Annotated in this window: 16 protein-coding genes; 8 read left to right on the forward strand and 8 right to left on the reverse strand. The window is 46.5% G+C overall.

Annotated elements, in window-relative coordinates; genetic code table 11:
- Positions 1-502: 502 nt before the first annotated feature.
- Together ADIS_RS13160 and ADIS_RS22360 are read right to left on the reverse strand one after the other, a co-directional pair.
- Positions 503-1195, reverse strand: a complete 693-nt coding sequence (locus ADIS_RS13160) for a phosphoadenylyl-sulfate reductase (protein ID WP_010855039.1) — start codon at positions 1193-1195, stop codon at positions 503-505.
- A 153-nt stretch (positions 1196-1348) separates the two neighbouring features.
- Positions 1349-2170, reverse strand: a complete 822-nt coding sequence (locus ADIS_RS22360; protein WP_010855040.1) for a glycerophosphodiester phosphodiesterase — start codon at positions 2168-2170, stop codon at positions 1349-1351.
- 184 nt (positions 2171-2354) lie between these two features.
- Here ADIS_RS22360 and ADIS_RS13170 point away from each other — a divergent pair, with 184 nt between their 5' ends.
- From ADIS_RS13170 to ADIS_RS13185, 4 genes are all read left to right on the forward strand, one after another.
- Entirely contained in the window at positions 2355-4205 is a 1851-nt protein-coding gene (locus tag ADIS_RS13170) for a glycoside hydrolase family 2 protein (protein ID WP_081634940.1), read from the forward strand.
- Positions 4202-5365 (forward strand): aldose epimerase family protein, encoded by a 1164-nt coding sequence (locus ADIS_RS13175; RefSeq protein ID WP_010855041.1) that lies wholly within the window; start codon positions 4202-4204, stop codon positions 5363-5365. The genes ADIS_RS13170 and ADIS_RS13175 overlap by 4 nt, the downstream gene beginning before the upstream one ends.
- A gap of 10 nt (positions 5366-5375) precedes the next feature.
- On the forward strand, positions 5376-6407 hold the full coding sequence (locus ADIS_RS13180) for an SMP-30/gluconolactonase/LRE family protein (RefSeq protein ID WP_010855042.1): 1032 nt from the start codon (positions 5376-5378) through the stop codon (positions 6405-6407).
- Positions 6408-6495: 88 nt separating this feature from the next.
- On the forward strand, positions 6496-7149 hold the full coding sequence (locus ADIS_RS13185) for a nucleotidyltransferase family protein (protein WP_010855043.1): 654 nt from the start codon (positions 6496-6498) through the stop codon (positions 7147-7149).
- Here the strand turns inward: ADIS_RS13185 and ADIS_RS13190 are convergent.
- Entirely contained in the window at positions 7123-8412 is a 1290-nt protein-coding gene (locus tag ADIS_RS13190) for a DUF445 domain-containing protein (protein ID WP_035805948.1), read from the reverse strand. The two genes, ADIS_RS13185 and ADIS_RS13190, sit on opposite strands and share 27 nt — an antisense overlap.
- A gap of 457 nt (positions 8413-8869) precedes the next feature.
- On the opposite strand from ADIS_RS13190, the gene ADIS_RS13195 reads away from it, so the two are divergent.
- Both ADIS_RS13195 and ADIS_RS13200 read left to right on the forward strand, forming a co-directional pair.
- Complete coding sequence (locus ADIS_RS13195) at positions 8870-14446, forward strand: PKD domain-containing protein (RefSeq protein ID WP_162141571.1); 5577 nt, start codon at positions 8870-8872, stop codon at positions 14444-14446.
- A complete protein-coding gene (locus ADIS_RS13200; RefSeq protein WP_010855046.1) occupies positions 14443-15552 on the forward strand; it encodes a PorP/SprF family type IX secretion system membrane protein in 1110 nt (369 codons plus the stop codon). The genes ADIS_RS13195 and ADIS_RS13200 overlap by 4 nt, the downstream gene beginning before the upstream one ends.
- A 546-nt stretch (positions 15553-16098) precedes the next feature.
- On the opposite strand, the gene ADIS_RS13210 is transcribed toward ADIS_RS13200, so the two are convergent.
- Complete coding sequence (locus ADIS_RS13210; protein WP_010855047.1) at positions 16099-17034, reverse strand: hypothetical protein; 936 nt, start codon at positions 17032-17034, stop codon at positions 16099-16101.
- A gap of 231 nt (positions 17035-17265) precedes the next feature.
- On the opposite strand from ADIS_RS13210, the gene ADIS_RS13215 reads away from it, so the two are divergent.
- A complete protein-coding gene (locus ADIS_RS13215) occupies positions 17266-17625 on the forward strand; it encodes a response regulator (RefSeq protein ID WP_010855048.1) in 360 nt (119 codons plus the stop codon).
- Here the strand turns inward: ADIS_RS13215 and ADIS_RS13220 are convergent.
- The 3 genes from ADIS_RS13220 to ADIS_RS22365 form a co-directional block, all read right to left on the reverse strand.
- A complete protein-coding gene (locus tag ADIS_RS13220; RefSeq protein ID WP_010855049.1) occupies positions 17620-18336 on the reverse strand; it encodes a LytR/AlgR family response regulator transcription factor in 717 nt (238 codons plus the stop codon). The two genes, ADIS_RS13215 and ADIS_RS13220, sit on opposite strands and share 6 nt — an antisense overlap.
- A gap of 164 nt (positions 18337-18500) precedes the next feature.
- On the reverse strand, positions 18501-19562 hold the full coding sequence (locus ADIS_RS13225; RefSeq protein WP_010855050.1) for an ATP-binding response regulator: 1062 nt from the start codon (positions 19560-19562) through the stop codon (positions 18501-18503).
- Entirely contained in the window at positions 19531-22500 is a 2970-nt protein-coding gene (locus ADIS_RS22365; RefSeq protein ID WP_051113316.1) for a PAS domain S-box protein, read from the reverse strand. The genes ADIS_RS13225 and ADIS_RS22365 overlap by 32 nt, the downstream gene beginning before the upstream one ends.
- 594 nt (positions 22501-23094) lie before the next feature.
- On the opposite strand from ADIS_RS22365, the gene ADIS_RS13235 reads away from it, so the two are divergent.
- Entirely contained in the window at positions 23095-23973 is an 879-nt protein-coding gene (locus tag ADIS_RS13235) for an HAEPLYID family protein (RefSeq protein WP_010855052.1), read from the forward strand.
- Between the two features lie 66 nt (positions 23974-24039).
- Here the strand turns inward: ADIS_RS13235 and ADIS_RS13240 are convergent, their stop codons facing one another.
- Complete coding sequence (locus ADIS_RS13240) at positions 24040-25404, reverse strand: glutamine synthetase family protein (protein ID WP_010855053.1); 1365 nt, start codon at positions 25402-25404, stop codon at positions 24040-24042.
- Positions 25405-25408: the final 4 nt, after the last annotated feature.

Below are 25408 nucleotides of genomic sequence, written 5' to 3' on the forward strand. Positions count from 1 at the left end.
AACAATTACTTAAACACCTTCTTTACTAAACACACAAAATTAACACACAACAACCTGAAAAACAATACTTTAAACAAATAAATTTGTGTGAAAAAAAATTAACGAAGGGTACAAATTTATACTTGAAACTAGTAAAAGAATAAAACACTAAAAAATATACTATTCAAATCTAATTTTTAAATTTACAAAAAACACATTCAACAAATGACAAACAAAACAAAATATTGATTGATCGATTTTGACTTTTAATGAAATCACAAAATTAACGATGGAAACGGCTAAATTGTTCAGACCTGTCCGTTTTCGAAAAAAACGGACAAAAATATTATATGGCTACGGAGGGATTGTGCGAAATTTTTTAAAAAAGGCCAACGAACTCGACTTCGATACCTACCGCACTCAGGTAATAAAAAAGCTTTAAAAACTTTTAAAAAATAAAATTAAGGGTGTTGGATCGGCCAAACCCTAGCCGCTAGCTTAGGATCGACCGATCTGGTTTCTATTACAAATGCAGGCCGCACTCCGTTTTGGGGCTGTTGTTCCAGCGACCGCTACGGTCATTTCCGGGGACGGTGCAATGCCTGCACCCGATCGAATGATAGCCCTTTGCAATAAGTGGGTGAAAAGGGTAGTTATGTTCTTGGATATATTTGTCCCGGTCCTCCGGACTCACGTCCAGCAACGGATAAAACTTCAAAATCCCACCCCTTTCTTCAAAAATGTCCAACGTGGCCCGGTGGTCACTTTGCCACCACATCAGGCCACTCACCCACACATTAAACCGGCTTTTGATCAATTCCAACGGTTTCACCTTGTTGATGGAGCAACATAGTTCGGGATCCGATTTCCAGGTCTGGTTTTCGGAAGTAAACCGGTGGTCCTCCTCGGAGGCACTTACCGACACCACGTCCAATCCGTACAACTTGGTCAGTTCTTCTTTGTAGGCCAGTGTTTCGTCAAAATGGTACCCCGTATCAATAAAGTAGATTTTCTGTTTGGGATTAATCCCCGCAAAAATACTAAGCAGCAGTGCGGAAGTAGCAGCAAAGGAGCTCGTAAGCATTACTTCATCGGCAGAAAAATCCTCGTACAACTGCCGTACACGGTCTTCTACCGAAAGGAGATGATACCGCTTATTCAATAGCCTTAATTCTTCTTTTGAAAACGTCTTTTTTGAAACGAGGGAATCCGACATAGCATTTGGCATTAGACCTAACCGATCACAACTGCTGTTGAAATTTGATCGGTGTTGGTTTTTTGGTAACAAATTGAATTTCCTACAAAAATGATAGGTTTTATCTAGTTAAGCAAAAAAATGCCGAGAAATATTTTTTGAGAAGTTCCCAAATCAATCCGCCACTGCCAAGCCATTTACCACGCTATACAGGTCGTTGACCAAGGGAAAATCGATGCCCATAGTCCACAGATTCTTTACAACGCCAGGATCATCGGTACCAAAGTAGTTGATCTTAATCCCATGTAATTTGAGCCGTTTGGCATACGCCGCGAAATCAGGTGAAACGGCCCCACGAAGCTGGATAAAATCCGCCCCCATTTCTATGGTGCTGTTTACATAGTCCCAACCCCCTCCCTGTCGCTCCATGTTGCAGATCAATAGTTCCGTAGAAATCTCCCTCGCTCCAAGTCGGGCGGCCTCCTCCACCGCCAACACCGCTTGATGAACTCTGCTGCTAGCCAGAACCACCTGGGCTACCCGCCTTCCAAGTTCCTCGCCCCCCTTAAGATGGATATTGAGCCAGATGTCCCTGGGCATGATCGCCAGAACTTCATGTAACTCCGGTACCTGTATACCTTTGAACCTCTCCCCCATCCAGCTTCCGGCATCCAATGACCGGATCTGTTCCAACGTGAGATCCGAAACCTTGCCGCTGCCGTTCGTGGTACGGTCTACCGTCGCATCGTGCATCACAACCAAGGACCCATCCTTCGTTAGCTGCACATCAAACTCTATCATCTCCGCCCCTAGCCGAATTGCTTCCGCAAAAGCAGGGAGGGTGTTCTCCGGAAAGGTACCCATCGCCCCCCGATGTGCACACAGACCCCGTAGCGGAAGTTCCTGCTGATGGGCAAGCACGCATTTACTGCAAAAAACCATGGCCAATACGCCTACAACTACCAAAAATTTACCATTCACAGGGCAGTCATTCATCTTGTATCCGTTTTTGGTTGAGTGAACTAGATCGTCTGAAATGTGGAATCAAACCGAAGAAAACCTTCTCTTGCCGGTCGCAGGTCAGAAACTAGGTTCCTTCGGTGATTGCCAAAAGTAGCCAAAAAAAAGAATTGAATACAAGGAGGTAACCGATATTAGAACTAAATTTGCTATCAAACGAATGACTATGCAGCTACGGAATTTTCTCTTTTTATTACTGCTTTTAGCTCCGCTTTTCACCCCGGCGCAAACCGGTCCTTGGTCTCCGGTAAATGATAAAATACGTAGTCCTTGGGCAGAACAGCTCGATCCAACCAACCCCCTACCGGAGTATCCCCGTCCCCAAATGCAACGCTCGAATTGGCAGAACCTCAATGGGTTATGGTTCTATGCAATCACCAACAGGGGGGACCAAAAACCCACAAGCTACGATGGCCATATTTTGGTGCCTTTTGCGGTGGAATCTGCGCTTTCCGGGGTAGGAAAAGCGGTGGGGGCAACCAAGGAACTTTGGTACCGTCGGACGTTGGAAATCCAAAAGCCCAGAAGGACGGATCGTGTGCTGCTGCATTTTGGAGCGGTGGATTGGGAGGCCGAAGTAGTTGTAAACGGCAAATCCGTTGGTATCCATCAGGGTGGGTACGATCCCTTTTATTTCGATATCACCGAGCAGCTGAATCCGGGGCGGTCCCAGACACTCGAAGTACGGGTTTGGGATCCCACAGACGAGGGTCCCCAGCCGAGAGGAAAGCAGGTAAATAACCCTCACGGGATCTGGTACACACCGGTAACAGGAATCTGGCAGTCTGTTTGGCTGGAAACGGTACCCGAATCGCATATCAGCCAATTGAAAAACACGCCCATCGTAGACCAAAACGCTTTTTCGATCCATCCCCATATCCACTCCGCCAAACCTGGTCATCGGGTTCGCATTCGGGTGTTGGAGTCAGGTCGATTGGTGGGAGAACGGGAGGTTGCTCCGGGATCGGAAGCGGTTATTCCGGTTTCCAATCCCCGTCTGTGGTCACCCGCACACCCCTTTCTTTACGACCTGGAAATTCAGCTGATGGAGGGCCGCAGGGTAATTGACCAAGTCAGCAGCTATACCGCCATGCGAAAAATCAGCATGGAAAAGGACAAAAACGGCATTCAACGCATGCTCTTAAACGACGAATTTCTGTTCCAATACGGCCCCTTGGACCAAGGCTGGTGGCCGGATGGCCTCTACACAGCGCCTACTGAGGAGGCACTGCTTTTTGACATTGTAAAGACCAAGGAAATGGGATTCAATATGATCCGAAAGCACGTAAAGGTGGAGCCGGCACGCTGGTATTACCATTGTGATCGGCTGGGCATGTTGGTATGGCAGGACATGCCTAGCGGCGATATGGGCAACCGCTGGGAATCCCGCCCTGGTGTAATCGGAAAAGGCACCGAAAAACAACGGACTCCCGAATCAGAAACGATTTTTAAAAAGGAGTGGAAGGCGATCATGGACGCCAACCACAATTTTCCATCCATCGTAGTTTGGGTACCCTTTAACGAAGCATGGGGGCAGTTTAAAACCGAGGAAATCGTAGACTGGACGGTAGCGTACGATCCCAGCCGTCTGGTGAATGGAGCCAGCGGTGGAAATTACACGCTTTCAGGCCAGATCATGGACATGCACAACTATCCTGATCCGGTGATGCCCGACCCGGCGATCTGGGGAAGCCATCAAATCATCGTACTTGGTGAGTACGGAGGCCTCGGATTGCCCGTCGAAGGCCATACCTGGCAGGAAAAGGACAACTGGGGTTACCAAAGCTTCAAAAATGAAGCAGAACTCGGCAGCCGCTATGAACAACTGATCAAGGACCTTCGGCCACTCATTCCGCTTGGCCTTTCCGCCGCCATTTATACGCAAACGACTGATGTAGAGGTAGAGGTGAACGGCCTCATGACCTACGATCGCAAGGTCATGAAATTTGACCCCAAGTTCCTATTTGAGCTCCACCAGTCCCTTTATGAGATTAAAATAAGCACGAAATGAAAAAACTAACCCATTTGCTGGGTCTGGCCCTGCTGACTGCTGCCTGCGGGGGCAATCCCGGCCAAACCGAAGAACAATCCAACGAAAAAACCATGTACAGTAAACTTGACCCTACAAAATTTGAACGATCACTTCCTGACGGAGATGTTCGGTTTTTTACCCTTAAAAACAAAAACGGCTTGGAGATGACCGCCACTAACTATGGGGGCCGTATTTTGGAACTGTTTGCACCGGACAGGAATGGCAATTTTGAAGATGTCAACCTGGGTTTTGACAACTTGGATGACTACATGGAAGCTGGGGGCGGCTATTTCGGCGCGCCCATTGGGCGGTATGGCAACCGCATCGCGAATGCCCGGTTTACCTTGGACGGAAAGACCTACCAATTAGAGGCAAACAACGGCCCCAACAACCTGCACGGTTGGCCGGGCGGCTACCACGCTGTCGTGTGGGAGGTGTTGGAGTCCTCCGATCAGCTCTTAAAATTAAAATACCTTTCTCCTGACGGGCAGGCCGGGTTTCCCGGAAACCTCGCCGTCATCATGACCTATCAGCTGACCGATGAAAATGAGTTCAGGATCGACTATGAGGCAGAAACCGACCAAAAAACCATCGTAAACCTAACCCATCATGGCTTTTATAATCTAAATGGCCATGGAAACGGCAATGTGCACAATCACCTCCTGACACTAAATGCCGACCATTACACCCCTGTCAACGAGGTGCTGATCCCGTTGGGAAAAATCGCCCCCGTAGAGGGAACACCCATGGATTTCCGAACACCCCATTTGGTCGGTGAGCGAATAGACGATGATTTCGAGCAATTGGTCCTTGCCGGTGGCTATGACCACAACTGGGTACTGAACAAGACCGAAAACAGCCCAAAGGCTGGATGGGCGGCCACGGTTCTGGTGCCTGAAAATGGACGCAAAATGGAGGTATTTACCTCCCAACCTGGCGTTCAGATATACACCGGGAATTTTATGAATGGAAAATCGAAGTCCAAAGAAGGCAAGGTCTACGAAAAAAGAGGAGCGATTTGTTTGGAAACACAGCATTTCCCGGATTCTCCCAATCAGCCCAGCTTTCCTTCCGTTGTGCTTAGTCCGGGAGAAAAATACCAGCACGTTTGCATATACAAGTTTTCAGTAGAACCCTAACCCGCCAGTTATGAGCCACTCAACACCCTTGTTACTGTTGTTTTCTTTGACCATCTTGACCGCTTGCAGTCAGCGAACAGCGGTAGAGGAGGTAGCTGAACCCTCCCTGCCCCTGCAAATAGAGCGATACCACGGACTTATGGAGATTCTGTTTCCCGAGGGCACCGAGGTGGAGGTGTTGGGGCATGGATTTGAGTGGACCGAAGGGCCTCTTTGGCTTGAGACCGAGCAACGCCTGTTGTTTTCCGAAATACCTACCAATACAGTGCATAGCTGGTCGGAAAAGGAAGGTATACAACCCTATCTACATCCCTCCGGCTATACGGGTGACAGTGGACGGGGAGGTGAAGTGGGATCGAACGGGCTTCTGCTAAGCCCTCAGGGCGAATTGGTGCTCTGCCAGCATGGAGACAGGCAAATGGCCAAGATGGACGCCCCCCTATCCAGTCCACGGCCTAGGTACACGGCCATTGTGGGCCAATACGAGGGAATGCGGTTCAATAGTCCCAATGACGCCGTCTACGACAGTCAGGGTAACCTTTATTTTACCGATCCTCCATATGGCTTGGAAAAGAACATGGACGACCCGTTGAAGGAGCTGCCTTTTCAGGGCGTTTATCGGTACAGTGCATCAGAAAACTCCCTGACACTCCTGCTCGATAGCATTACCCGGCCAAACGGCATTCATCTGCTGCCCGGTGAAAGGGCCCTGTTGATTGCCAACTCCGATCCCCAAAAGCCCTACTGGTACGTGTACCAGTTGGCAGATCAAGGAAAATCGGTAGCAGATGGCGCAATCTTTCACGACGCCTCCGAAGCGTTGCGTGTTGACAAGGGTCTTCCCGACGGACTGAAGGTTGCCTCCAACGGGATCATTTATGCTACCGGCCCCGGTGGTGTTTGGGTTTTTGATGCACAGGGTGTCCTGATAGGAAAGGTAAAAGTAGGCCAGCTTACTTCCAATGTAGCACTTGACGGGAAAGAAAGCTTTCTCTACGTGACGGCAAACAGCTACGTGATCAGAATTCCCATCGGAAAGTAACCGGAAGACAAAAAAAGGTTTTTCTCAAGCTTTTCCAACCATTGACAGGCTGGAAAAGCCACCTACCCGTTTTTGGTGTATATACCCTATGAATGCCGACCCTCCTTCGATTCGAACCGGACTAGTAATCCTTGCCGCCGGCAGTTCCTCCCGCCTGGGACGACCCAAGCAGCTGCTGGGAACGGGTGACTCCCACCTGCTGGGCAAACTAATGCAGGAGGCGGCGCAGGTGCCCTTTCATAAAAAGGTGTTAGTATTGGGGGCATTTAGCGAAACCTTGCAAAAGAACATTTCTCCTTCTTCATTCTCCCTCGTCACCAATGACCGATGGAGAGAGGGCATGGGATCAAGCGTAGGCGTTGGCATGGCGTGTTTGCTGGAAAAAACTACCCTGGATCAGGTCATCGTTTCCGTGTGCGATCAGCCTTTCTTGGATGCAGAGCAGCTAACGGCTTTGTTGCAGTGTGGGCTGGAAACCGACAAGGGCATCGTTGCCAGCACGTACGGAGAGTCCTTTGGGGTACCTGTTCTGTTTAAGAAACAGTATTTCCCACACTTGCTGGCACTGACAGGAAAGGGAGGTGCCAAGCAGCTCATCCATAAATTTAACGAGGATGTCACCCATGTTCGTTTTCCGTTGGGCCATATTGATATCGATACGGAAGCAGATTACCAAGCCTTCTTGGCCAACGACCGGCCGTATTTTCTTGAAAAATCATCCTCCCACAAACCACCGGATTAACGCAATCAAAAGCCCTACCAAACCACCCACCACGGCCCCATTCAGACGGATATACTGCAGGTCATTGCCCACCTTGTCCCTGATTTGCTCCATCAGCCCCTTGTTATCCAACTTTTCCAAGCTCTCGCGCACGATGTTTCCTATTTCCGGATGGTAGGTGTTCAAGAGGTTGGAGATTGTGCCCTTTAGCCAATCATCCAATGCCTGTATGCTTGCTGCATCCGTAAGCAGCTCTTCTACGTATCCCCGGCTTTTATCCAAAATAAACCGCATCCAAGGCGTGTCTATGTGGGAAAGCTGCGCTTCCACTCCCTCCTTTGTCTCGGTAAGGGCCTTCGCGATCACATCCTGCATACCGTCATGTAGCATCAAATTTCGCTTCAGCTGCTTCAAATACTGCTGCGAGGGAGAGCCAGCTTCCTGTAGGCTGATGGCAAATTCCAATAAGGCTCCATCCAATTTGTCCCTTAAGGGATGCGTGGAATCCCTTTCTACTTCTTTGGCCAAAACCAGCGCAATGTCGATAAGCCGGTCTGCCAACAGATCCAGGTCTATCCCTCCAGATTTCTTCCCTAGCCAGACAGTGGTTCCCTTGACCCAATCCTGTCGGCTATAGGCATCGAGCGCCGTACGAAGCTTTCGATAGACCACCTCGCGAATTTCCGGCTTTCGGATCGATTCCTGAGCCTCCTGTAATAGGATTTCAACTAACCGGTGGTGCCTTCCTCCGTTCACCATATCCGCAAGCCATTGACCCAATGGCTTCTCTATTTCCAACCCTTCAGCCTTGTTTTTCAACTGCCACTGTAGCCATATCGCCAACTTGGCCATATCCAACTGAACGATCAGATCAAGCATTATTTTCCTCAGCAAATTGACCAATCGGGGCAATGCTTCCCCCTCATGCAGTTCCTCTACCAGTCGTCTGCCCAGCCGTACGTCCGCCAGCTTCTCACGAATACGCTCGGGAGACAGCCATTTATTGGTGACCATGTCGACTATCCCCTCGGTTAACTTTCGACGGTTTTTTACGATGATATTGGTATGTCTTCGCACCAGGGGAATGGGGATTTCATAAAATAATGCGCTAACCGCAAACCAATCGGCGATTGCACCAATGGTAGCTGCTTCAAAGCCGGCCAGCAGGATCCGCCAAAAGGGTCCCTGAACCCAGCCGAGCTGCCACATCAGCTCAAGACAGGCAAAGCCAAGCACAGCCGCTACCAAGGATTTCTTTCCAATGCTGCTTTTTGTCAATTGCATAATGTACCCATTACAAACCAGGTGCCCCAACCAAAAAACCATACGAAGACCAGCAAGCAACTCTGAATTCTACCGACGACAAATAAAAAGAAATTATAACTAACGGCAATTCCTTTACCTCCGGTCGGTGCAATAAATCCTATTGGTATTCCCGAGCAAAATTTATGAGACATAACATGTAAATATGTGGGAAAATATAAATATTATTGCTGCTTGGTTATTGCTTTTTCCCAAACAGGGGGAGGATACAAGAAAGTTTGCAACACCTAACAAATCATATTTGAAACGACTTTTAGCAATGAATTCCCGGTTTTTTACATATCAGCCGAGTCTAAGGCCTATTTTTGCAACTTTTTTAGCGATCTCTCTATCCCTTTTAAGCTTCTATTACTCCGGTGCGGACGTGCGGTTCTCATTTAATAGGATCACTATTACCGGACAAGCCCCAAGGTTGTCCATGTTATATAGAGAGACCCTTACAATAGACTTTAGCTTTATTGAATACCAATATGACCATGGAGGAAGCCCTGGAACGCTTACGTTTTCCGTTCTGCCGGGGGATGGGTACGACGTTTTACCGGGAAACCAAATTATTCCTACAGTCACCTATCTTCCCAGTTGGCCGGCGGAAGGTGTCCGAATCCGTGTCAACGTACAGCTGAGCGATGGTACAGATCAAAGCAATATCTTTCCGGTAGAGATAGTGGTGGTTCCTCCTATATTGCCACTAAGCTACAATGAAAATAGTTGCCAAGGGACTATCAGCATCACCGCTTCTGCCTATAAACCCACCATAACCAGTACGGTTTCTTTTGAATTTGTTTTTCAACTATTTGACAGCCAAGGCAATTTATTCGATGAGCGAATAGTTATGAACGGTTCACCTTTCGACCAAAGTGCAACGGCTACCTTCGGCAGTCTTGCCAACCCTTTAGACCGGGATGAGCAGTATAGACTGGTGGTAAGAGACAGGATAGGTCGTGAATACGAACGGGCAGCAGGACCAATCGGGCAAGCCTATTCGTTGGATTTGGCCATGAACTTCGGTGGGCTGGTTTGCCCGGAAGATAGGACAGGCGTTGCCGAGTTTGTGATCAACAATGCGGCGTTGCCGTTGATGGAATTTGTTGTCTACGACCAAAACGACAACCTTTTCACTACTGAATTTGACGTCCAATCCCAAGAAGGTGGACTCGTCGTGGCACAAGTAGCCAACCTTCCGCCTGGATCCTATCGGGTAGAGATCCGGGACCGATTCACCTGCGAGGGTGGAAGGGAGTTCGAAATCCTTGTCCCCAGCCCGATCTCCTATGAGTCCGAAATAACGCCAATTTCCTGTCCCGAAAACTTCGATGGCGCAATCCAATTGGATATCACAGGAGGATGGTCCCAGCCGTTCCCGGGTAGCCTTCGGGAATCCTATGCAATGTATACGGTCCTTTGGTATACCCAGTCGGGGCAGATGGTAGGCGGTTCTGAAAGCAATTTCCTATTGGATGGTAGTGGAGGCATTCGTGGTGTACGAAACCAAGTATCAGGGCTTACTTCCGGTTTTTATTATGCAGAAATCTACGATCGGGGCAGAATATTTGAATTCCCTCAAACCGATCCACTAGAATGCATTACGCGCACGCCACTGTTCCAAATAGAAGGGCCCGAGATCCTTAGATTAAACAGCCAATCAGACGATATTTCCTGCTTCGGACAACAGGATGGGTTTATCTCAATAAATCCTACTGGAGGAGTAGGAAATTACCAAATCAATTGGTACCGGGGCAACTTCACTGATCTTACGGATCCGGATCTTTCCGAGGTGACCTCATTGGCAGCCCCGCCCGGATCCACGCCCAATCTGCGTGAAAACCTGACAGGAGGTGACTATGCTGTTTTGCTTCGGGATGAGAACGGGTGCTTTATTGCCGAAAACTTTACCATTGTGGAACCGGAAGAGCTTGCGATCAGTGAGGATGCTGGTGAGCGGGTAGATATACGCTGCTTTGGGGAAACGAATGGCTCCTTTGCTATCTCAATAGACCAGGGATCTACCGCTCCCTATTTGGTACAGGTTCAGTTAGCGGGCGGTGACCTTGGCTCCGTTCGCTCTTTCTCCCGCAGCGAAACCGGCTTGTTTACCATAGACAATCTGGGGGCCGGGGAATACAACGTCCGAATTACCGATACAAGAGGCTGTTTTGAAGAAATCTCCGGTATCGTGCTGACCCAGCCCAATGATGGACTGACTATCGAAGACCAAGTAATTTCGGATTATAACGGGTTTCAAATAAGTTGCAGTGGCGCTGACGACGGGTTCATACGTCTACGAGCTGTTGGCGGAGTTGGTGCACTGATCTACTCTTGGACTGGACCTAATGGATTTACTGCGGACACCGAACAAATCGAAAACCTTGCCGCAGGCATCTATGAATTTACCGTCACCGATGAAAACGGATGTACGGCAACCACCGGTCAGGTAACCCTGACCGCACCGGATCCGCTGACGGTTTCCCCTGAAATCTCCAGTTACAACGGGTTTCAGATCAGCTGCAACGGTGCAAACGATGGATTTATCAGAAGCGTTATCCAAGGCGGTGCCGGTGAATACACTATCCGATGGACAGGATCCAATGGGTTTTCCTCCACAAATGCGGATATCGACCAACTTCCCCCGGGCACCTACGTGCTTCAAGTAACAGATGCCAATGGCTGTGCAATTGCCCCGGAAACCATCGAGATTACCGAACCTGAACCCTTGGAAATCGAAGAAGACGAGTCGCTTCGACAAAACGTGGGCTGTTTCGGCCAAGAAACCGGCGTGATTCATTTTGACTTTGTCTCTCAGTCCATTGGCCCCTATCTTCTGGAATTGGGAGAAAGTGGCTCCATGGATCCTATTCGATCGCTTTCGGGATTTACCGGCACATCCTATACCTACGAGAACCTATCTTCCGGCACCTATTGGGTACGGGTTACCGATGCCAATGGCTGTGCGGAAATGATTGACGACATCCCGATCACCCAACCGGAAGAAGGGCTGGAGCTAACAAATTTGGTGGTCTCGGACTTCTATGGATTCCAGATCTCCTGCCATGGAGCTGCCGATGGATCGATTTTCTACGAACTTACTGGAAGTCAGGGAACTGTTCAGTATTTCTGGGAGGGACCGAATGGCTTCACTGCCAACACCCCTACCCTTGCCGATTTAGGTCCGGGAACGTACCGGTTGCGGATTGAAGACGAAAGCGGCTGTACCTTGGAGGATTCGTTTGAATTGGTAGAACCGGAACCATTTATTCTGGCGGATCAACTTTCTGACTATAACGGTTTCCAAATCCAATGCAACGGCGCATCCGACGGGTATATCCGCCTATTCCCTAGTGGAGGCAATCCAGACTATCAATATCAATGGACCGGTGACAACGGATTTTCCAGCAACGAAGCCCAATTGGAAAACATCCCTGCCGGAACCTACTCAGTGGTCGTCACCGACCGCAATGGCTGTGAGATTCCCCGAACCTTTGTGATCACCGAACCAGAAAGCCTTGAGATAACCGAATTTGTGGCCCTTCGAGAAGACGTGCGCTGTTTTGGTGAAAGTACCGGTGTTATCCATATAGAAATCACACGGCCCTCCGCCGGACCTTATAATTTCTACATACAGTTAGTGGGCAATGAACTGGGCAGTGCCGGAAGCGGTGAAGGCATAAACAGTACCACCTGGGTGTTCGAAAACCTCGCGGCAGGTACCTATGAGGTAACCGTAATCGACGTAAACGGCTGTTCCCAATCAATTGATAATTTGGTGATTTCCCAACCCGATACGGGAATCTCCATAGCGGACACCTTGGTGGAAGATTACAATGGATTCGGGATTTCCTGTTTTGGAGCCAACGATGGGCGAATCGAGGTAGTACTTTCCGGAGGAACCGGTGCCTATACCTATCTATGGACAGGGCCGGATGGTTTTACCGCGGACCGTCCCCTTATAGAATCCCTGGCGCCCGGCATCTATGAACTGAGCATCAGCGATGACAATGGATGTATAGTGGAGACCGGGCCTATTGAGATCACGGAGCCTGCCCCACTTGCGCTGGATGGCACACGCTCCGACTATAGTGGATTTTCCATTTCTTGCTTTGGGGGAAATGACGGCTCCATCGAACTAAACCCTACCGGAGGTACCGACAACTATTCCTTTTCCTGGATTGGGCCAAGTGGCTTTACCTCGTCCCAACAAAACATTGATGGCTTACTTGCTGGGATATATTCAGTGACGGTAACCGATGAAAACGGCTGTATAATCAGCGACTCCTTTGAACTGGCAGAACCTCCTCTTTTGGAGGCAGCAGTTTTGGGTACTGTTGACGTACTCTGCCATGGTGAATCTACTGGGGCCATTTCGCTATCCGTTTCCGGAGGAGCAAATGCAAATTATTCCTTTGTATGGCTTCGCGATGGAATCCAAACAACCCTTAGTGGCCAAAATCAAACGGCCCTGGCTGCGGGCGTGTACTCGGTTGAAATAACCGACGAAAACGGCTGCCAGGTAACCCTAACCGACATAGCGATTCTACAACCGGACGCTCCATTAACGATATCGCTGTCAGCCACCGAGGTCACCTGCTACAATGCAAACGACGGAAGCATCCAATCGGAAATCGCAGGAGGTGTGGCACCGTATCAGATCAGCTGGAATTTTGGATCCATACAGCCCAACCTTGCTAACCTTGGCCCGGGTTTTTATGAGATGACCGTCACCGATGCCAATGGATGTACTACCGTGGAATCGGTTACAATTCCCGAGGTACCCATTTTTGATGTGGATCCGGAGATTGGACATATTACCTGCTTTGGCGCAAACGATGGATTTATCAATTTAAATCTGGTCGGGGGGCAGCGTCCAGTGCGGGCCATTTGGGATCATGGACCGGAGGCGGCTGCATTGTTCAATTTGGCCCCCGGTCAATACGGTGTTACCATCACCGAAAATGATGGATGCCAAATCAGAAGAGAATTTTTTATCACAGAACCCGACCTGTTGCTCGTCACCGGATTCGTGGGAGATGCGTTGGCATGCGACAATGGTCAGAGTGGTTCCATTGATTTGATAATTTCGGGCGGCCGACCCCCTTTCCAGTTTAGGTGGAGTAACGGCGCAGTAACCCAAAATGTACAAAACCTTTCTTCGGGCCAGTATGCTGTGGAAGTATTGGATAGTGCCGGCTGCTATGCCACCCAACGGTTTACCGTCCGCCGCCCCCTTCCTATCCAAGTACGTACGATACAATACGGGGAGGCGCAGTGTGAACCGAGGGAAATTCGCGACGTATTCGAGCTTAACATCGAAGGTGGCGTGGCACCCTACGCTATCCGGTGGAGTAGTGGCGCAGTTTCCAATAATGGCTACCGCATGGAAGCAAGCGAACCAGGATTGTACACCCTTACCGTTACCGACGGGGAGGGCTGTAGTTACATGGAGTCCTTTGAAGTGGCCAACAGCCGGGTGGTTTTAGGGGGAAGCTACCGATCGCAGTCGTTTTTAACCTACCAGGCGCACTTGGTAAATTTTGATATAAACTTCATCAACGAAAGCAGTGGCGATGTTGTGAATTACTATTGGGATTTTGGAGATGGAAATGGAAGTGATGAATTCAGCCCCACCCATCGTTACCAGTCGGAAGGCACCTATGAGGTAACCCTACGGGCCATAGATATAGTGGGTTGTGAGCATGTACATACGATGGAAATCACCATTCTCGACCATTTTATGGTTGTTCCGAATGTCTTCAGTCCCAATGGAGATGGCTTGAATGATTACTTCTACCCTAAGTTCTTGCAGATTGCGAGTATTGATTTTAGAATCATGAACAAGTGGGGAGAAGTTATCTTCCATACGGATCAAATACAGTCAATCGGATGGGACGGCAGATTGAACGGAGAAGACGCCGTGCCCGGAAACTACGTCTACCAAGTGAGATATAGTACCGTAGACGGTAGGCCATTTACCAAAACTGGGGTATTCTTATTGGTTAGATGATGGAAAGAAAAGGGAAAGAAATCAGAAAGGAGCGCTTTCCTTCGGTAAGCCTGAATAAAACTGCCTTGGCCTCAACACCTACCAAATACCCGATGAAGCGGATTCAATGGATGCTGATACTTCTCTTAGCCTTCGCAACGCAGGTCCAAGGGCAAGACTTTCAGTTTTCGCAGTTCTATGCCGCTCCGCTATACCTCAGTCCCGCTTTTGCCGGCTCAACGGAACTCTCTAGGGTTGGCGTAAATTACCGAAAACAATGGCCGGGATTGGGATATGATTTCAACTCCTACTCCGCCTACATCGATCATTTTATTTTTGATTACAATAGCGGCGTGGGTTTCGCTATCAATAGCTTTGAGGAAACCCATATGAAGCTGAAATTTACGGATGTCAGCCTTCACTATGCCTATAAGCTGGCATTGGATGACTACAATTCCGTCCGCTTTGGAGGTCAGCTATCCTACGTGATGCGAAATGCTGCCTTGGACCATTTGGTGTTTGGGGATCAAATCAATCTATTTGACCGATCCATCAATCTCAGCAGTTTGGACGCAATGGCATTGCAAGAGCCGGTCAATTACCTGGATTATTCCTTTGGACTTCTTTTTATGAACGAACGGTTTTGGCTAGGCAGCAGTGCCCATCATGTGTCCCGCCCCAGCTATACCTTTTTTGCCAACGACAACGACAACCGGCTACCTGTAAAGTGGAGTGTACACGGGGGATACATGATCGATCTGAACGTGCGGGACTACCGTACCCATATACCAGATAATTTTTTGATACTTTCTGCCAATTACAAGGAACAGGGGCCCTTCAAACAGCTGGATCTGACTATGCAGCAACAGCGTGGCATGGTGGTCGGCGGTATCGGCTACCGGGGCTTGGTAAGTTCCGAAGACCTACCCTATCAGGCTACATTGGTTGGCCTCTTTGGCGTCTCCCTGGACAGCGGGCTGGCCATTGGTTACAGCTACGACTATATCCTGTCACGATTTGGGCGCACCACGGCGGGCGCACACGAGATTTCCCTCCGCTATGCCTGGTATGCCGGCGATCCCCGTCAGCGCAATCAGCGACGGACTATTTTGTCCTGCCCGTTTTAAAGAACCCTTAAAAAAGGTAAACAAATTACTTCTATTCTAAGTAAACATGCAGGTAGTCACCTGTTGATTCCATTGCAATAATGGTCATGAAAAGATAGTGATCGGGAATTTCGTCTAAGTGGTGAAATGGCAGGATAACTCCAGACACATGAATCGCCAAGGGTGAAAGTATTTCAAAACTAATTTGCACCAATCTAACCATGTATAAATGAAGCCTACACAAAGCGCATTAAAATATCCAAAAAATTCCTTTTAACGGTACCTCTATACACCAGCCTCAAAGCTATAACCATAATCTTCGAGTTGCGAATTTGCTATTGAATCTTCTAGATATATCAGCAAAGAATTATCCATAATGGCCATCCTTTCAATATTCATTGATAGGATGTAATTACTACTATGTCGTAAATCGTCCAACCTCAATTCACTTTCATTTATGTCTAATTTAATTGAGTTATTACCTTCAGATAAAACGTTAACCAACTCAAAGAGTCTCATACATTATCAAATATCTTAAATTTAATCCACTGACATAATCATAAAATATTACAAAACAAAGGTGGTATGGTCGGGAAAAACAGATATACTAACCTCCTCGGATAGATTGCTTTTCCTAAACATTTTAATTGAAGCAAGTCCATGGGCAGAGGCATTAGCTCCGTCAGCAATAGAAGTCACCTTACCAAATCCGCCTAGCTTCCTATATAAAAACCCATGAAATTCCTGACTTACTTCACTTGTTTTTATATAAAAAACAGGAATAGAACTAGCTGATCTACATATAAATTCAATCTTCTTTTTAAGAAATTGATTATAGAACTCTTCGTGTTCAATTTCCATCTTAACTTTTGATTCTGTAAGCTTGGCGGATAGATTATTGGTTTCAAAGAAGGGTTCTGTATTCTGAATCCGAACCAATTCACTAAATCCCGGCCCCAAAACATATCGTTGGCTTAGAAATGGCTTTCCCTGTTCAAAATAAAGTCCTTCCAAACAATCCATCCCAAAACTTAGGACCACAAACCGGTTAATCCCGTACCTGTTAGAAATCCAATTGGCTTGCCCAAAAAGATTGGGGAATATTTGTAACCCTCGTATACTAATTGACTTACTGCCCATTCTTCCGTTATACAAAAAACGTACTTTCCTTATGGGAATAATGGATGAAAAGTCATGATAGTTTTGATAGTAGTCCTTCAATCCAATTCCAATCTTAGCATTTAAGTATTTCTTTGAAGTGTTAAGTAAGCAGATACCGGCATGAATAACGTAACTAACCCAATCATCAAAAGCTGGACGACCATGATAGCTATTTAATGCAGGTGGCTTCAACCCCAATTTTACAACACAGTTATTGTTAAAAATAAAAATACTATCCTTTTCATCGATCGGATAGACACTTCCCCCCTCTGTAAGCGGATATAGATCAATTCGGTTGTCAATAGAAATATCAGAAATACCCCCAAATCCCCTACTTATCATATATACAAATTTTTCCAGAAAGATAGAAAAATAAATAACACGCCTTAAAAATAAAAAATAAAAAGACTCATTTTATAAATGAATTGACTTTGTATTTAGCAAAAAGTTAATCAGCATGATTAACACGATAGGTTCTTTATAATATCCACCTACCCATAGTTTGGGATTTTTTGTTATCAGAAATTATACCTACTTTTGTATTAGTTTAGATTTGAATAAAAAAATAAAACAATGCAAAAAATACTACTTGCAGAAGACGACAAAGGAGCCAACCTAATGGTTTCCAAAGTATTGACTTCTAAAGGGCTGCAAGTTCTGAGTGCATTTAACGGGCAAGAAGCGATCGAGCTTTTCGATTCTAACCAGATAGATTTGGTGATTACTGATATTATGATGCCGATCGTTGACGGGATAGAATTATTGGATTATATCCGATCGACTCCGGCAAAAGGCCATGTTCCCATTATTGGCTTTTCTGCTGGCAATAAAGAGAAAATTTTTGAACGTCTAAAAATTAACCAGTTTGACCTTTTTTTCGAAAAACCTGTAGATCTGAAAAACTTGGCTGCAAAGGTGTTCGAGCTATTATAAATTCCGTTCATCCGTACCCATTAATCTGCTTAACTTGCTGAAAAGGCCTCGTCGAAGGGGAATCCGCAGGTGGCCTGCCAAGAGATGTTTACTATTGAATGATTTTATATGATGGATATTTACAACATGGGACTTATGCACCCGGATAAACTGATGTTGTGGTAGTTCCGCATGAAAATCCTTCAGCAACTTGCGCTCTGTGAATGTGTTTCTATCTCTCGTAACGATCATCGTATACAAGCCTTCTGCCTGAAGCGCGACAATCTCATCGCTAAAAAGATAGGTTACATAGCCTTTTTCCCTAATTTTTATTCGACGATTATCGGTACCTCCCTTGTGTGTCGAGATTCGGCTTGAAGCAAGGTGCAGGGCCGTTTTAAAGGTCTCTCTGGAAATGGGCTTGACCAAGTAATTGACCGGAGTAGTTAAAAATGCATGTTCTAACGTGCTGTCGTCTGAATAAGCGGTCATAAACAGCACAGGTATACTATAATCACGTTGAATCACCCTTGCCAAATCAATACCATCAAATTCGCCTTTGATTTTGATATCGAGCAAAATTAAATCAGGCTGTGTCGCCTTCAAAAAATAAAGTACACTTGGCGCATTGTCGAATACCCCCAGAACCTTGTATCCCAACTGCTCGATGAGCTCCGAATAATTTTCGGCCAAATCCGAATCGTCCTCAACAATTATTACTCTATTAGTCATCTGTTTATACTTGTTTTTGAGCAGTCATAACGTGTCCCGGTTAATCGATATTGCCTGCCAAATCTATCGGGGAAATCCAAGCCCACCAGACAGTCACACGTTATTACAAGTGTTCAACTGTCTGTTGTTTATGTGATGCCTGTCCGCTCTTGGCAGGCTCTATTTCATATTTGATTTTCAAACTGGCTGAATTGAAGTTCAACGGTAAAATCTCCAACATCGTCTGTGTAGGCTTTGATACTACCCCCCGAATATTGTATGTACTGTTGACTGATGTACAATCCTAAACCTAAGCCCTGTTGTTCAAAGACAGATCGTTCAATTTGCGTAAAAGGCCTGATTTCCCATAAAAAATTCGTACCTAAATAGGATTGCTTGTTTTTTACTACAATCGAATATTCGTCCACACGAATGATTATCTCCGATTCAGGCACCCCAAATTTGCCTGCGTTGTCCAGAAGTTCGTGGACGATAAATCCCCAAAGCTGCTCATTTATCTCAAGCCCCCGATCCATTCCTAGAAATACCAAGGAAGGGGCAAATGGCATTTGAGCCGAAGCATCGATAAAAGATGTCCCCACGGAATGAACAAAGCCTTTCGGTTTTCTTAGGTTAGGCAGCTCCTGAAAAAGCGTAAGTTTCAGCAAACTCTTGTTAAGCCTTTGTGCCGATTCACTAGCAATTTTCAACAACTCGATGCTTTTCTCGCTTCCTATCTCGCTCGGCTCTACCTGCAACAGATAATCTAGGGTGGAAAGTATACCAAAAAGCGGTGTCCTTAACTCATGGTATTTGACATTCCGTTCTGAACTCACGATGTCCTGAATACTTGTCTCCAACCATTGCAAGCGATCTTGCCTCTTCTTTATGTTGGCTTTAACAGCGTCTATCAAATCTTGCTCGAAAATAGGTTTGGTAAGGTAATCCTCAGCTCCACCCCGCATCCCCTTTCGGGTATCCTCTTTTGAAACTTTTGCAGTGAGAAAAACAAACGGTAAATTGGCAAAGTCAGCCCTTGACCTTACTTTTTCCAAAAATTCATACCCGTCCATCGTAGGCATCATAATATCGGAAATAATCAAATCAAAGCCCTTCTCATCTAGCCTATCCAATGCGAGGATTGCAGACCCGAATGCCTCCACATAAAATCCGTTGATTTCTAAAATTTCGGTCAAATTCTCTCTCAACTCCGCCTCATCTTCCACCAATAGTATCTTCGCTGCCATAAGGTAATGTTAGTTTAAAAGTTGTTCCTTCGTTTTCCTTACTTACAAATGAAATGGTACCGCGCAAACGACTCGTAAATTCCTGTACGATGTGTAAGCCTAGTCCAGTACCCGGAATTAGATCGGCATTTTTTGCCCTGTAAAATGAACCAAATATATGTTTCTGATCTGCTTCCGGTATTCCTATTCCCCTATCCTTAACCAAAATTTGTATGTCCTTACTATTGAATTCAAGTTGCAGTTCTGTCCCTTCGCCATCAGGCTTGCCATATTTGACTGCATTTTCGATCAAATTGGAAAGGACATGCCTCAATAAATTTTTATCTGTATAGACGGTTCGATCATCTGACGGGAAACTCATCGTTTGCTTTCGCAAACCCGGATGCTCCTCACAAAATGAAACACACAATTCTTCCAGAAATGCCTTGATCTGAATGGGTTCAATTTTTATTTTTAGGCTACCCTGCGCATTTTTTTCCAAAATAAGAATATCCTCGATAGTTCCATTAAGTCGTTTAACCTGCCGGTTGATTTTCTCAACATGGCCTAATGACTTATTCATCAATATCGAATCTTCCAGCTTGGAAAGGTAACTTTTCAGAATCTGATTGGAACTTAATATAGTGGAAATGGGAGTCCTCAACTCATGGGAAGTCATGGAGATAAACCTTGATTTTAACATATTCAACTCCTTCTCCTTTTCATAAGACTTTACAAGACGTTCCAACATTAGTTCCCGCTCGGTCACATCCCTGGAAACCGCAAGGTAAGACTTTGGAGCCCCATCCGCCTCGGATAAATAATTTATACTTATTTCCAGGTAGACCAACTTCCCAGAAATCCGGTGTTTGTGCGGTGCAATAAGGACCTCCGAGGTCTTACGTTTAAAGGCGCGGCTGTCCATTACCCCAAAAACGTCTGTGGGTGTCTTCCCTATCAATTCCTCGGGCTGATACCCCAAAATCTTGAAAACGGAAGGAGAAACAAATCGAAACGTACCGTCTAGATCATGAAAGGCGATGATATCATTGGCTGATTCGGAAAGCAATTTGAACAGACGATTGGTCTTCTCCCTCTCATCCTCCGCCGCCTTACGCAACCTCGAAATGCGGATGGCTTTTACAAAATTTGCATAACTATTTGTAATGGGCCGTAAGAATTCGATGTCGCTCTCTGAGTACCCCCCCTCTTTGTTCGCCAATCCAATCAAACCCAATAGCTCTTTGTTTTTGAAAACCGGAATACCCAAATATGCCCTTAGTGGCGGATGCCCCTCTGGAATACCTCCTCCCCTAGGGTCATGGGATGGGTCATTTGAAATGACCGGGACACCATGCGCTATGCTGTATCCAAAAAGGGTATTCAAATTTCTGAATTCAATGCCTACTTTGAAATGTCTCTGATAAAATTCCTCGGTCTCTTCTGACCAGGCAATATTGGTAATGGTATGAGATCGAAGGTAAGGCTTCTCTTGTTCATCAAACAAAATTTCACCCATAAACCCAAACCTACTTCCGGTCAGTGCCAAAATCTTTACCAACAACTCATCGAGTGATTCTTTGAAATCCTCTTCAAACAAAAAATTGACCTGCGTTTCATTTACCGTCTGTAGCAATTCATTAAGGCGAAACAGATCACTTCGGTTCTTTTCAATCTCAAGCTCCTTGTTTTTCAAATCGCTAATGTCCGAAATACGGCCATATATTTTGTATTCCTCGTCTATTTCAGAGTACTCGACCCAACGACGATCATTTACCCAAAAGACTTTTTTATCAGAATTAAGGATCCGATAATTGATATTGAAATAGTTGGATTCCATAAGTCCGGCCATAACTGGCTGAACCGTATCATGGTCGCCTGGGTGAATAATGGAATCCAAAAAGCCTGTCCTTAAATAAGCCTCCGGTGAAAATCCAAAGTTTTGTATATTTTCTGAGATGAAGATGGTTGCTCCATTCCGATCCAACGCGTAGATCACATCACTCACGTTGCGAAGCACAGTCTCGTACCTCGAGCTAATTTCTTTACTCAGGTATCTTGCCTGCTTTTCCCTATCGATATCGATTATAAAACCCGAGTAGGACTTTCTTTCAGCGGCATTTCCCTCCATTTCCAAGAGCGAAATCTTTACCCACTTACTATCCCCATTTTTTGTTATTAGTTTGGTTTCAAAATTACCTGTCTTATCCCATGATTCGAGAAGATGATTTACGTCATTCCAAAATTTATCGACCATGGGCGGGTAGATAAATTCAGAGAGTACCCTGCCAACCCCGTCGGTAATCGAATATCCGGTTATCCTAGTCCATGATTTGTTTAAAAACGTGACTTTAAATTCGTCATCCAGCTTAAAAAGAACTTCACCCACATTATTTACAATGGTTTGATATTTTTGTTTTTCCAAGTAGATCCGCTTGCGCTGTTTCCGATTGAGGATAACTGCTCCCAAGGTATTGGCAAGGGCATGCAATGCGGTTTTTTGCTCATCACTGAAGAGTTCGTTTGTTGAGCAGTTGTCAAAGCCTATAAACCCCCAAAAATGATCTCCTGTAAACACCGGAAGGAAAAGGAAGGCGAGTATCCCCTGCACTTCCATGGTTTCCCTAAATAATTCATTCTGGTTATCTTCAACCCGTTGGTTCATTACCATATTTTTAGCCAATTCTTCAGCGATATTGGAAAACGCATCCCATGGCACATACTCTAGTAGTGGTAAGCCTAATTGGGGCTCGACTCCTTCAGCTACCCACTCGAATTTGTACGAAAAGAAACTACCACCACTTTTGTCCCGGTAATTTTTAAAAACATAAACTCTGTCGACCTCCGTAGCCTGCCCCAACTTTGAAATAACGTCCTGAATGGAGTGTTTGAGGTTTTTTGAGTCACTGATCAGTCGATGGCATTCCCCAATCGCATTTAAAATTCGCTCACTATCCATATCTCCCAAAAGCTAACACATGTTCTCAATTTGCATTTCCGGCCTACCCTTCTGCTCAGAGGAAGCAGGCTAGTAGGTTCGTTTCATTTACCAAATTTCACCCTTCCTTTTTGAATTTGATCAAAAAAGAAAATCAATTGCACTCAAAAGGAAATAAAAGGCAAGGTATTCAAAAACAAAAACCCATCAAACCGCAATAAACCGCACCTAAAACCTAGTACATTTGCTGCTTATTATCCCATAATCAGATAAATTCGCACAACGGTCAGCCAGTTACCCTTTCTCCCCTATTTTTAGTACCTTTGCAGGCGAATTGACGTAGCGAAAGCGGAAAACCAAGCTCGTACTTGGAATCGCACTTCGAGGGAATGGATGGGCAGGAATTAAACGAAGCAACTGTGAACGCTAACAAGGCAACTTGGATATACTGGAAAACAGATGGTAGAAGATAGCTTGCCTGGCTGAGGGAAAAGGTGTTGATAAAGAAAAAAAATCGTAATAACATGAAATCGAGCACGACGCAAGCGGCACACACTGGGATGACTATCCGCCATGCGAGATTCCATGTGACCTTTGAAAAACAATTATAGACACATGAAAAAGTACTTGGTATTAGCCGGCCTTTTGATGCCGCTAGTAATCCATGCACAGACCATCACCGATAGAGACAGTATTCGATTGGAAAACATCTACTTGGATAGTGCCTTTATTTTTGAAATCGAAAATGTACCGGGTGAAAAGCCAAAGGTGCTTCATGCCGAACCCCTCTATATTGATCTAATCCGGGATTTGGGTGCCCGAAAAGGGGAAAAGGAATGGAACTATGGTTTCGGAATGAAAGCTGACCGAAACTACGATGAATACGAGGCACTGGTCGAATACGAATGGGCTCCGATAGACCGGCTTGGACTGGAAATAGAGGTACCTTTGACCTTTTACGGTACCTCCGCACGGAACACCACCCCTTCCAACCGCATAGAAAGCCTCAAGCTTGCTGCCCAGTGGTCGTTCCTGGTATCGGAAAAGTACAGCAGTACCCTTGCGTTGGGATATATACATGAATTCGAGTTTACCGATCTTGACAAGATCGGGGAGGAAAACCTGTACAAAGGCAATATCTTTAACCCCTTCTTCATTGCCGCCAAGCGCTGGGGTCTGAACTACCATACCCTGATCTATACCGGCCCTCGCATCACCCGTGAATTTGGAAACGGACACTCCGAACACGCGTACGAAATCCACACCAACTTCCACTACATGATCTCAGGAACCCGAAATTTCATAGGTGTAGAGGTAAATAAGGAAATCATCCACGGTAAACTAATATCCGTTGTACGTCCCCAAATGCGGGTAGGGCTCTCGGAGAATCTAATGATAGGCATTGTAACCGGCGTACCACTTAACCGCGAAAATAGAGGGTTAAGCTCTTTTGCGCGGATTATCTATGAACCCGGATTCAAGTCCATGCATTAAAGGCATGCCCTATCGCTCTTAACGCAGCAGAGATATGCAATGGGGGTTGCCCCCCCGAGGTATCTTCTATATGATCTCAAAATACCGTCTACGCTCCCAGTCGGTGACCGTCGCGGCGAATTCCCTGCATTCCCATTCCCGCGTGGCACAAAAATGGTCTACAAACACATCCCCAAAGAGCTCCCTGGCAACGGGTGATGCCTTCATGGATGCGGTGGCTTCCCCAAGAGAAGCGGGAATGGTTCCGTTACTAAAGTCCCTGTACCCATTGCCCAGTGTTGCGGGCTGATGGAGAGGGAGTCGGTTTCGAATACCATAGAGACCGGCAGCAAGACAGGCCGACATGGCGAGGTACGGATTCACATCGGATCCCACTACCCTGGTTTCCAAGCGCGTAGATGACTTACTTCTGGAGAGCACCCGTAGTGCCGTAGTCCTATTATCAAAGGCCCAGGTCAACGTGGTGGGAGCCCAGGCACCCTCCACCAAGCGCTTGAAGCTATTTATCGTGGGAGCCACCATGGGAAGCAGGTGCGGCAGGCAATACAGCTGACCTGCTACATAATGCTTCATGAGATCACTCATGTGGTAATCATCCGAAGAACTGTAAAAAAGGTTGTTTTTCCCGTCGGCGTCCCAAAGGCTTTGGTGGATATGGCCCCCATTTCCGGGAAGCTTTTCCGACCATTTGGCCATAAATGTCGCCATGATACCATGTCGGTATGCCGTCTCCTTAACGGTAGTCTTGAACAAGGCAGCTCTATCCGCCGCTTCGAGTACATCGCCGTACTGGATGGCAGCTTCGTAAACCCCCGGGCCGGTTTCCGTGTGCAAGCCTTCCAAAGGGATTCCAAAACCTGTACAGGAATCGAACAGATCGTGAAAGAAAGCCGATTTTTGCGACGATTTCAGAATCGAGTATCCAAACATCCCCGGAGTCATGGGCTTGGTTTTTCCGGGCTCTCCACTGTAATACCCTTCGGGAGTGGTTTCGAAATTGAACCATTCAAACTCCTCAGAAAAAAGAGGCAAAAACCCCTCCTGCATTGCCTGCAAACGTACACGCTTAAGGAGTGTCCGGGGACAAACATCGAGCCCCTTCCCCTCTGAATCACTGAAATCCGCCAAAAAAAAGGGTATATTGTCCTCCCAACGACTGCTGCGCATTGTATTGACATCCACAAGTGCATCGAAATCCGGGTACCCGTTATGCCATCCCGTTACCTGTACGTTGTCATAGGATTTGTCATCCATATCCCAGCCGAAGACCACCGCACAAAAACCCATCCCTCCATCCAGTATGGAGTTAAACTTATCGGCAGAAACGATCTTTCCCCGCAATACCCCGTCTATGTCAACGATGGCAAGCTTAACTTTCGCTATGTCGTTGTCCTGTAGGTAAGCTTTGATTTCTTCTTTACTCTTTCGCATGGGT

The organism is Lunatimonas lonarensis (genome assembly GCF_000390185.1).
Classification (GTDB): domain Bacteria; phylum Bacteroidota; class Bacteroidia; order Cytophagales; family Cyclobacteriaceae; genus Lunatimonas; species Lunatimonas lonarensis.

Bases quoted from the DNA above. Each gene is read 5' to 3' on its own strand.
- ADIS_RS13215 (WP_010855048.1), top strand. From the start codon at position 17,266: ATGCAAAAAATACTACTTGCAGAAGACGACAAAGGAGCCAACCTAATG.
- ADIS_RS13195 (WP_162141571.1), top strand. From the start codon at position 8,870: ATGTTATATAGAGAGACCCTTACAATAGACTTTAGCTTTATTGAATAC.
- ADIS_RS22360 (WP_010855040.1), bottom strand. From the start codon at position 2,170: ATGAATGACTGCCCTGTGAATGGTAAATTTTTGGTAGTTGTAGGCGTA.
- ADIS_RS13175 (WP_010855041.1), top strand. From the start codon at position 4,202: ATGAAAAAACTAACCCATTTGCTGGGTCTGGCCCTGCTGACTGCTGCC.
- ADIS_RS13160 (WP_010855039.1), bottom strand. From the start codon at position 1,195: ATGTCGGATTCCCTCGTTTCAAAAAAGACGTTTTCAAAAGAAGAATTA.
- ADIS_RS13220 (WP_010855049.1), bottom strand. From the start codon at position 18,336: ATGACTAATAGAGTAATAATTGTTGAGGACGATTCGGATTTGGCCGAA.
- ADIS_RS13240 (WP_010855053.1), bottom strand. From the start codon at position 25,404: ATGCGAAAGAGTAAAGAAGAAATCAAAGCTTACCTACAGGACAACGAC.
- ADIS_RS13185 (WP_010855043.1), top strand. From the start codon at position 6,496: ATGAATGCCGACCCTCCTTCGATTCGAACCGGACTAGTAATCCTTGCC.
- ADIS_RS13190 (WP_035805948.1), bottom strand. From the start codon at position 8,412: ATGCAATTGACAAAAAGCAGCATTGGAAAGAAATCCTTGGTAGCGGCT.
- ADIS_RS13210 (WP_010855047.1), bottom strand. From the start codon at position 17,034: ATGATAAGTAGGGGATTTGGGGGTATTTCTGATATTTCTATTGACAAC.
- ADIS_RS13235 (WP_010855052.1), top strand. From the start codon at position 23,095: ATGAAAAAGTACTTGGTATTAGCCGGCCTTTTGATGCCGCTAGTAATC.
- ADIS_RS13200 (WP_010855046.1), top strand. From the start codon at position 14,443: ATGATGGAAAGAAAAGGGAAAGAAATCAGAAAGGAGCGCTTTCCTTCG.
- ADIS_RS13180 (WP_010855042.1), top strand. From the start codon at position 5,376: ATGAGCCACTCAACACCCTTGTTACTGTTGTTTTCTTTGACCATCTTG.
- ADIS_RS22365 (WP_051113316.1), bottom strand. From the start codon at position 22,500: ATGGATAGTGAGCGAATTTTAAATGCGATTGGGGAATGCCATCGACTG.
- ADIS_RS13170 (WP_081634940.1), top strand. From the start codon at position 2,355: ATGACTATGCAGCTACGGAATTTTCTCTTTTTATTACTGCTTTTAGCT.
- ADIS_RS13225 (WP_010855050.1), bottom strand. From the start codon at position 19,562: ATGGCAGCGAAGATACTATTGGTGGAAGATGAGGCGGAGTTGAGAGAG.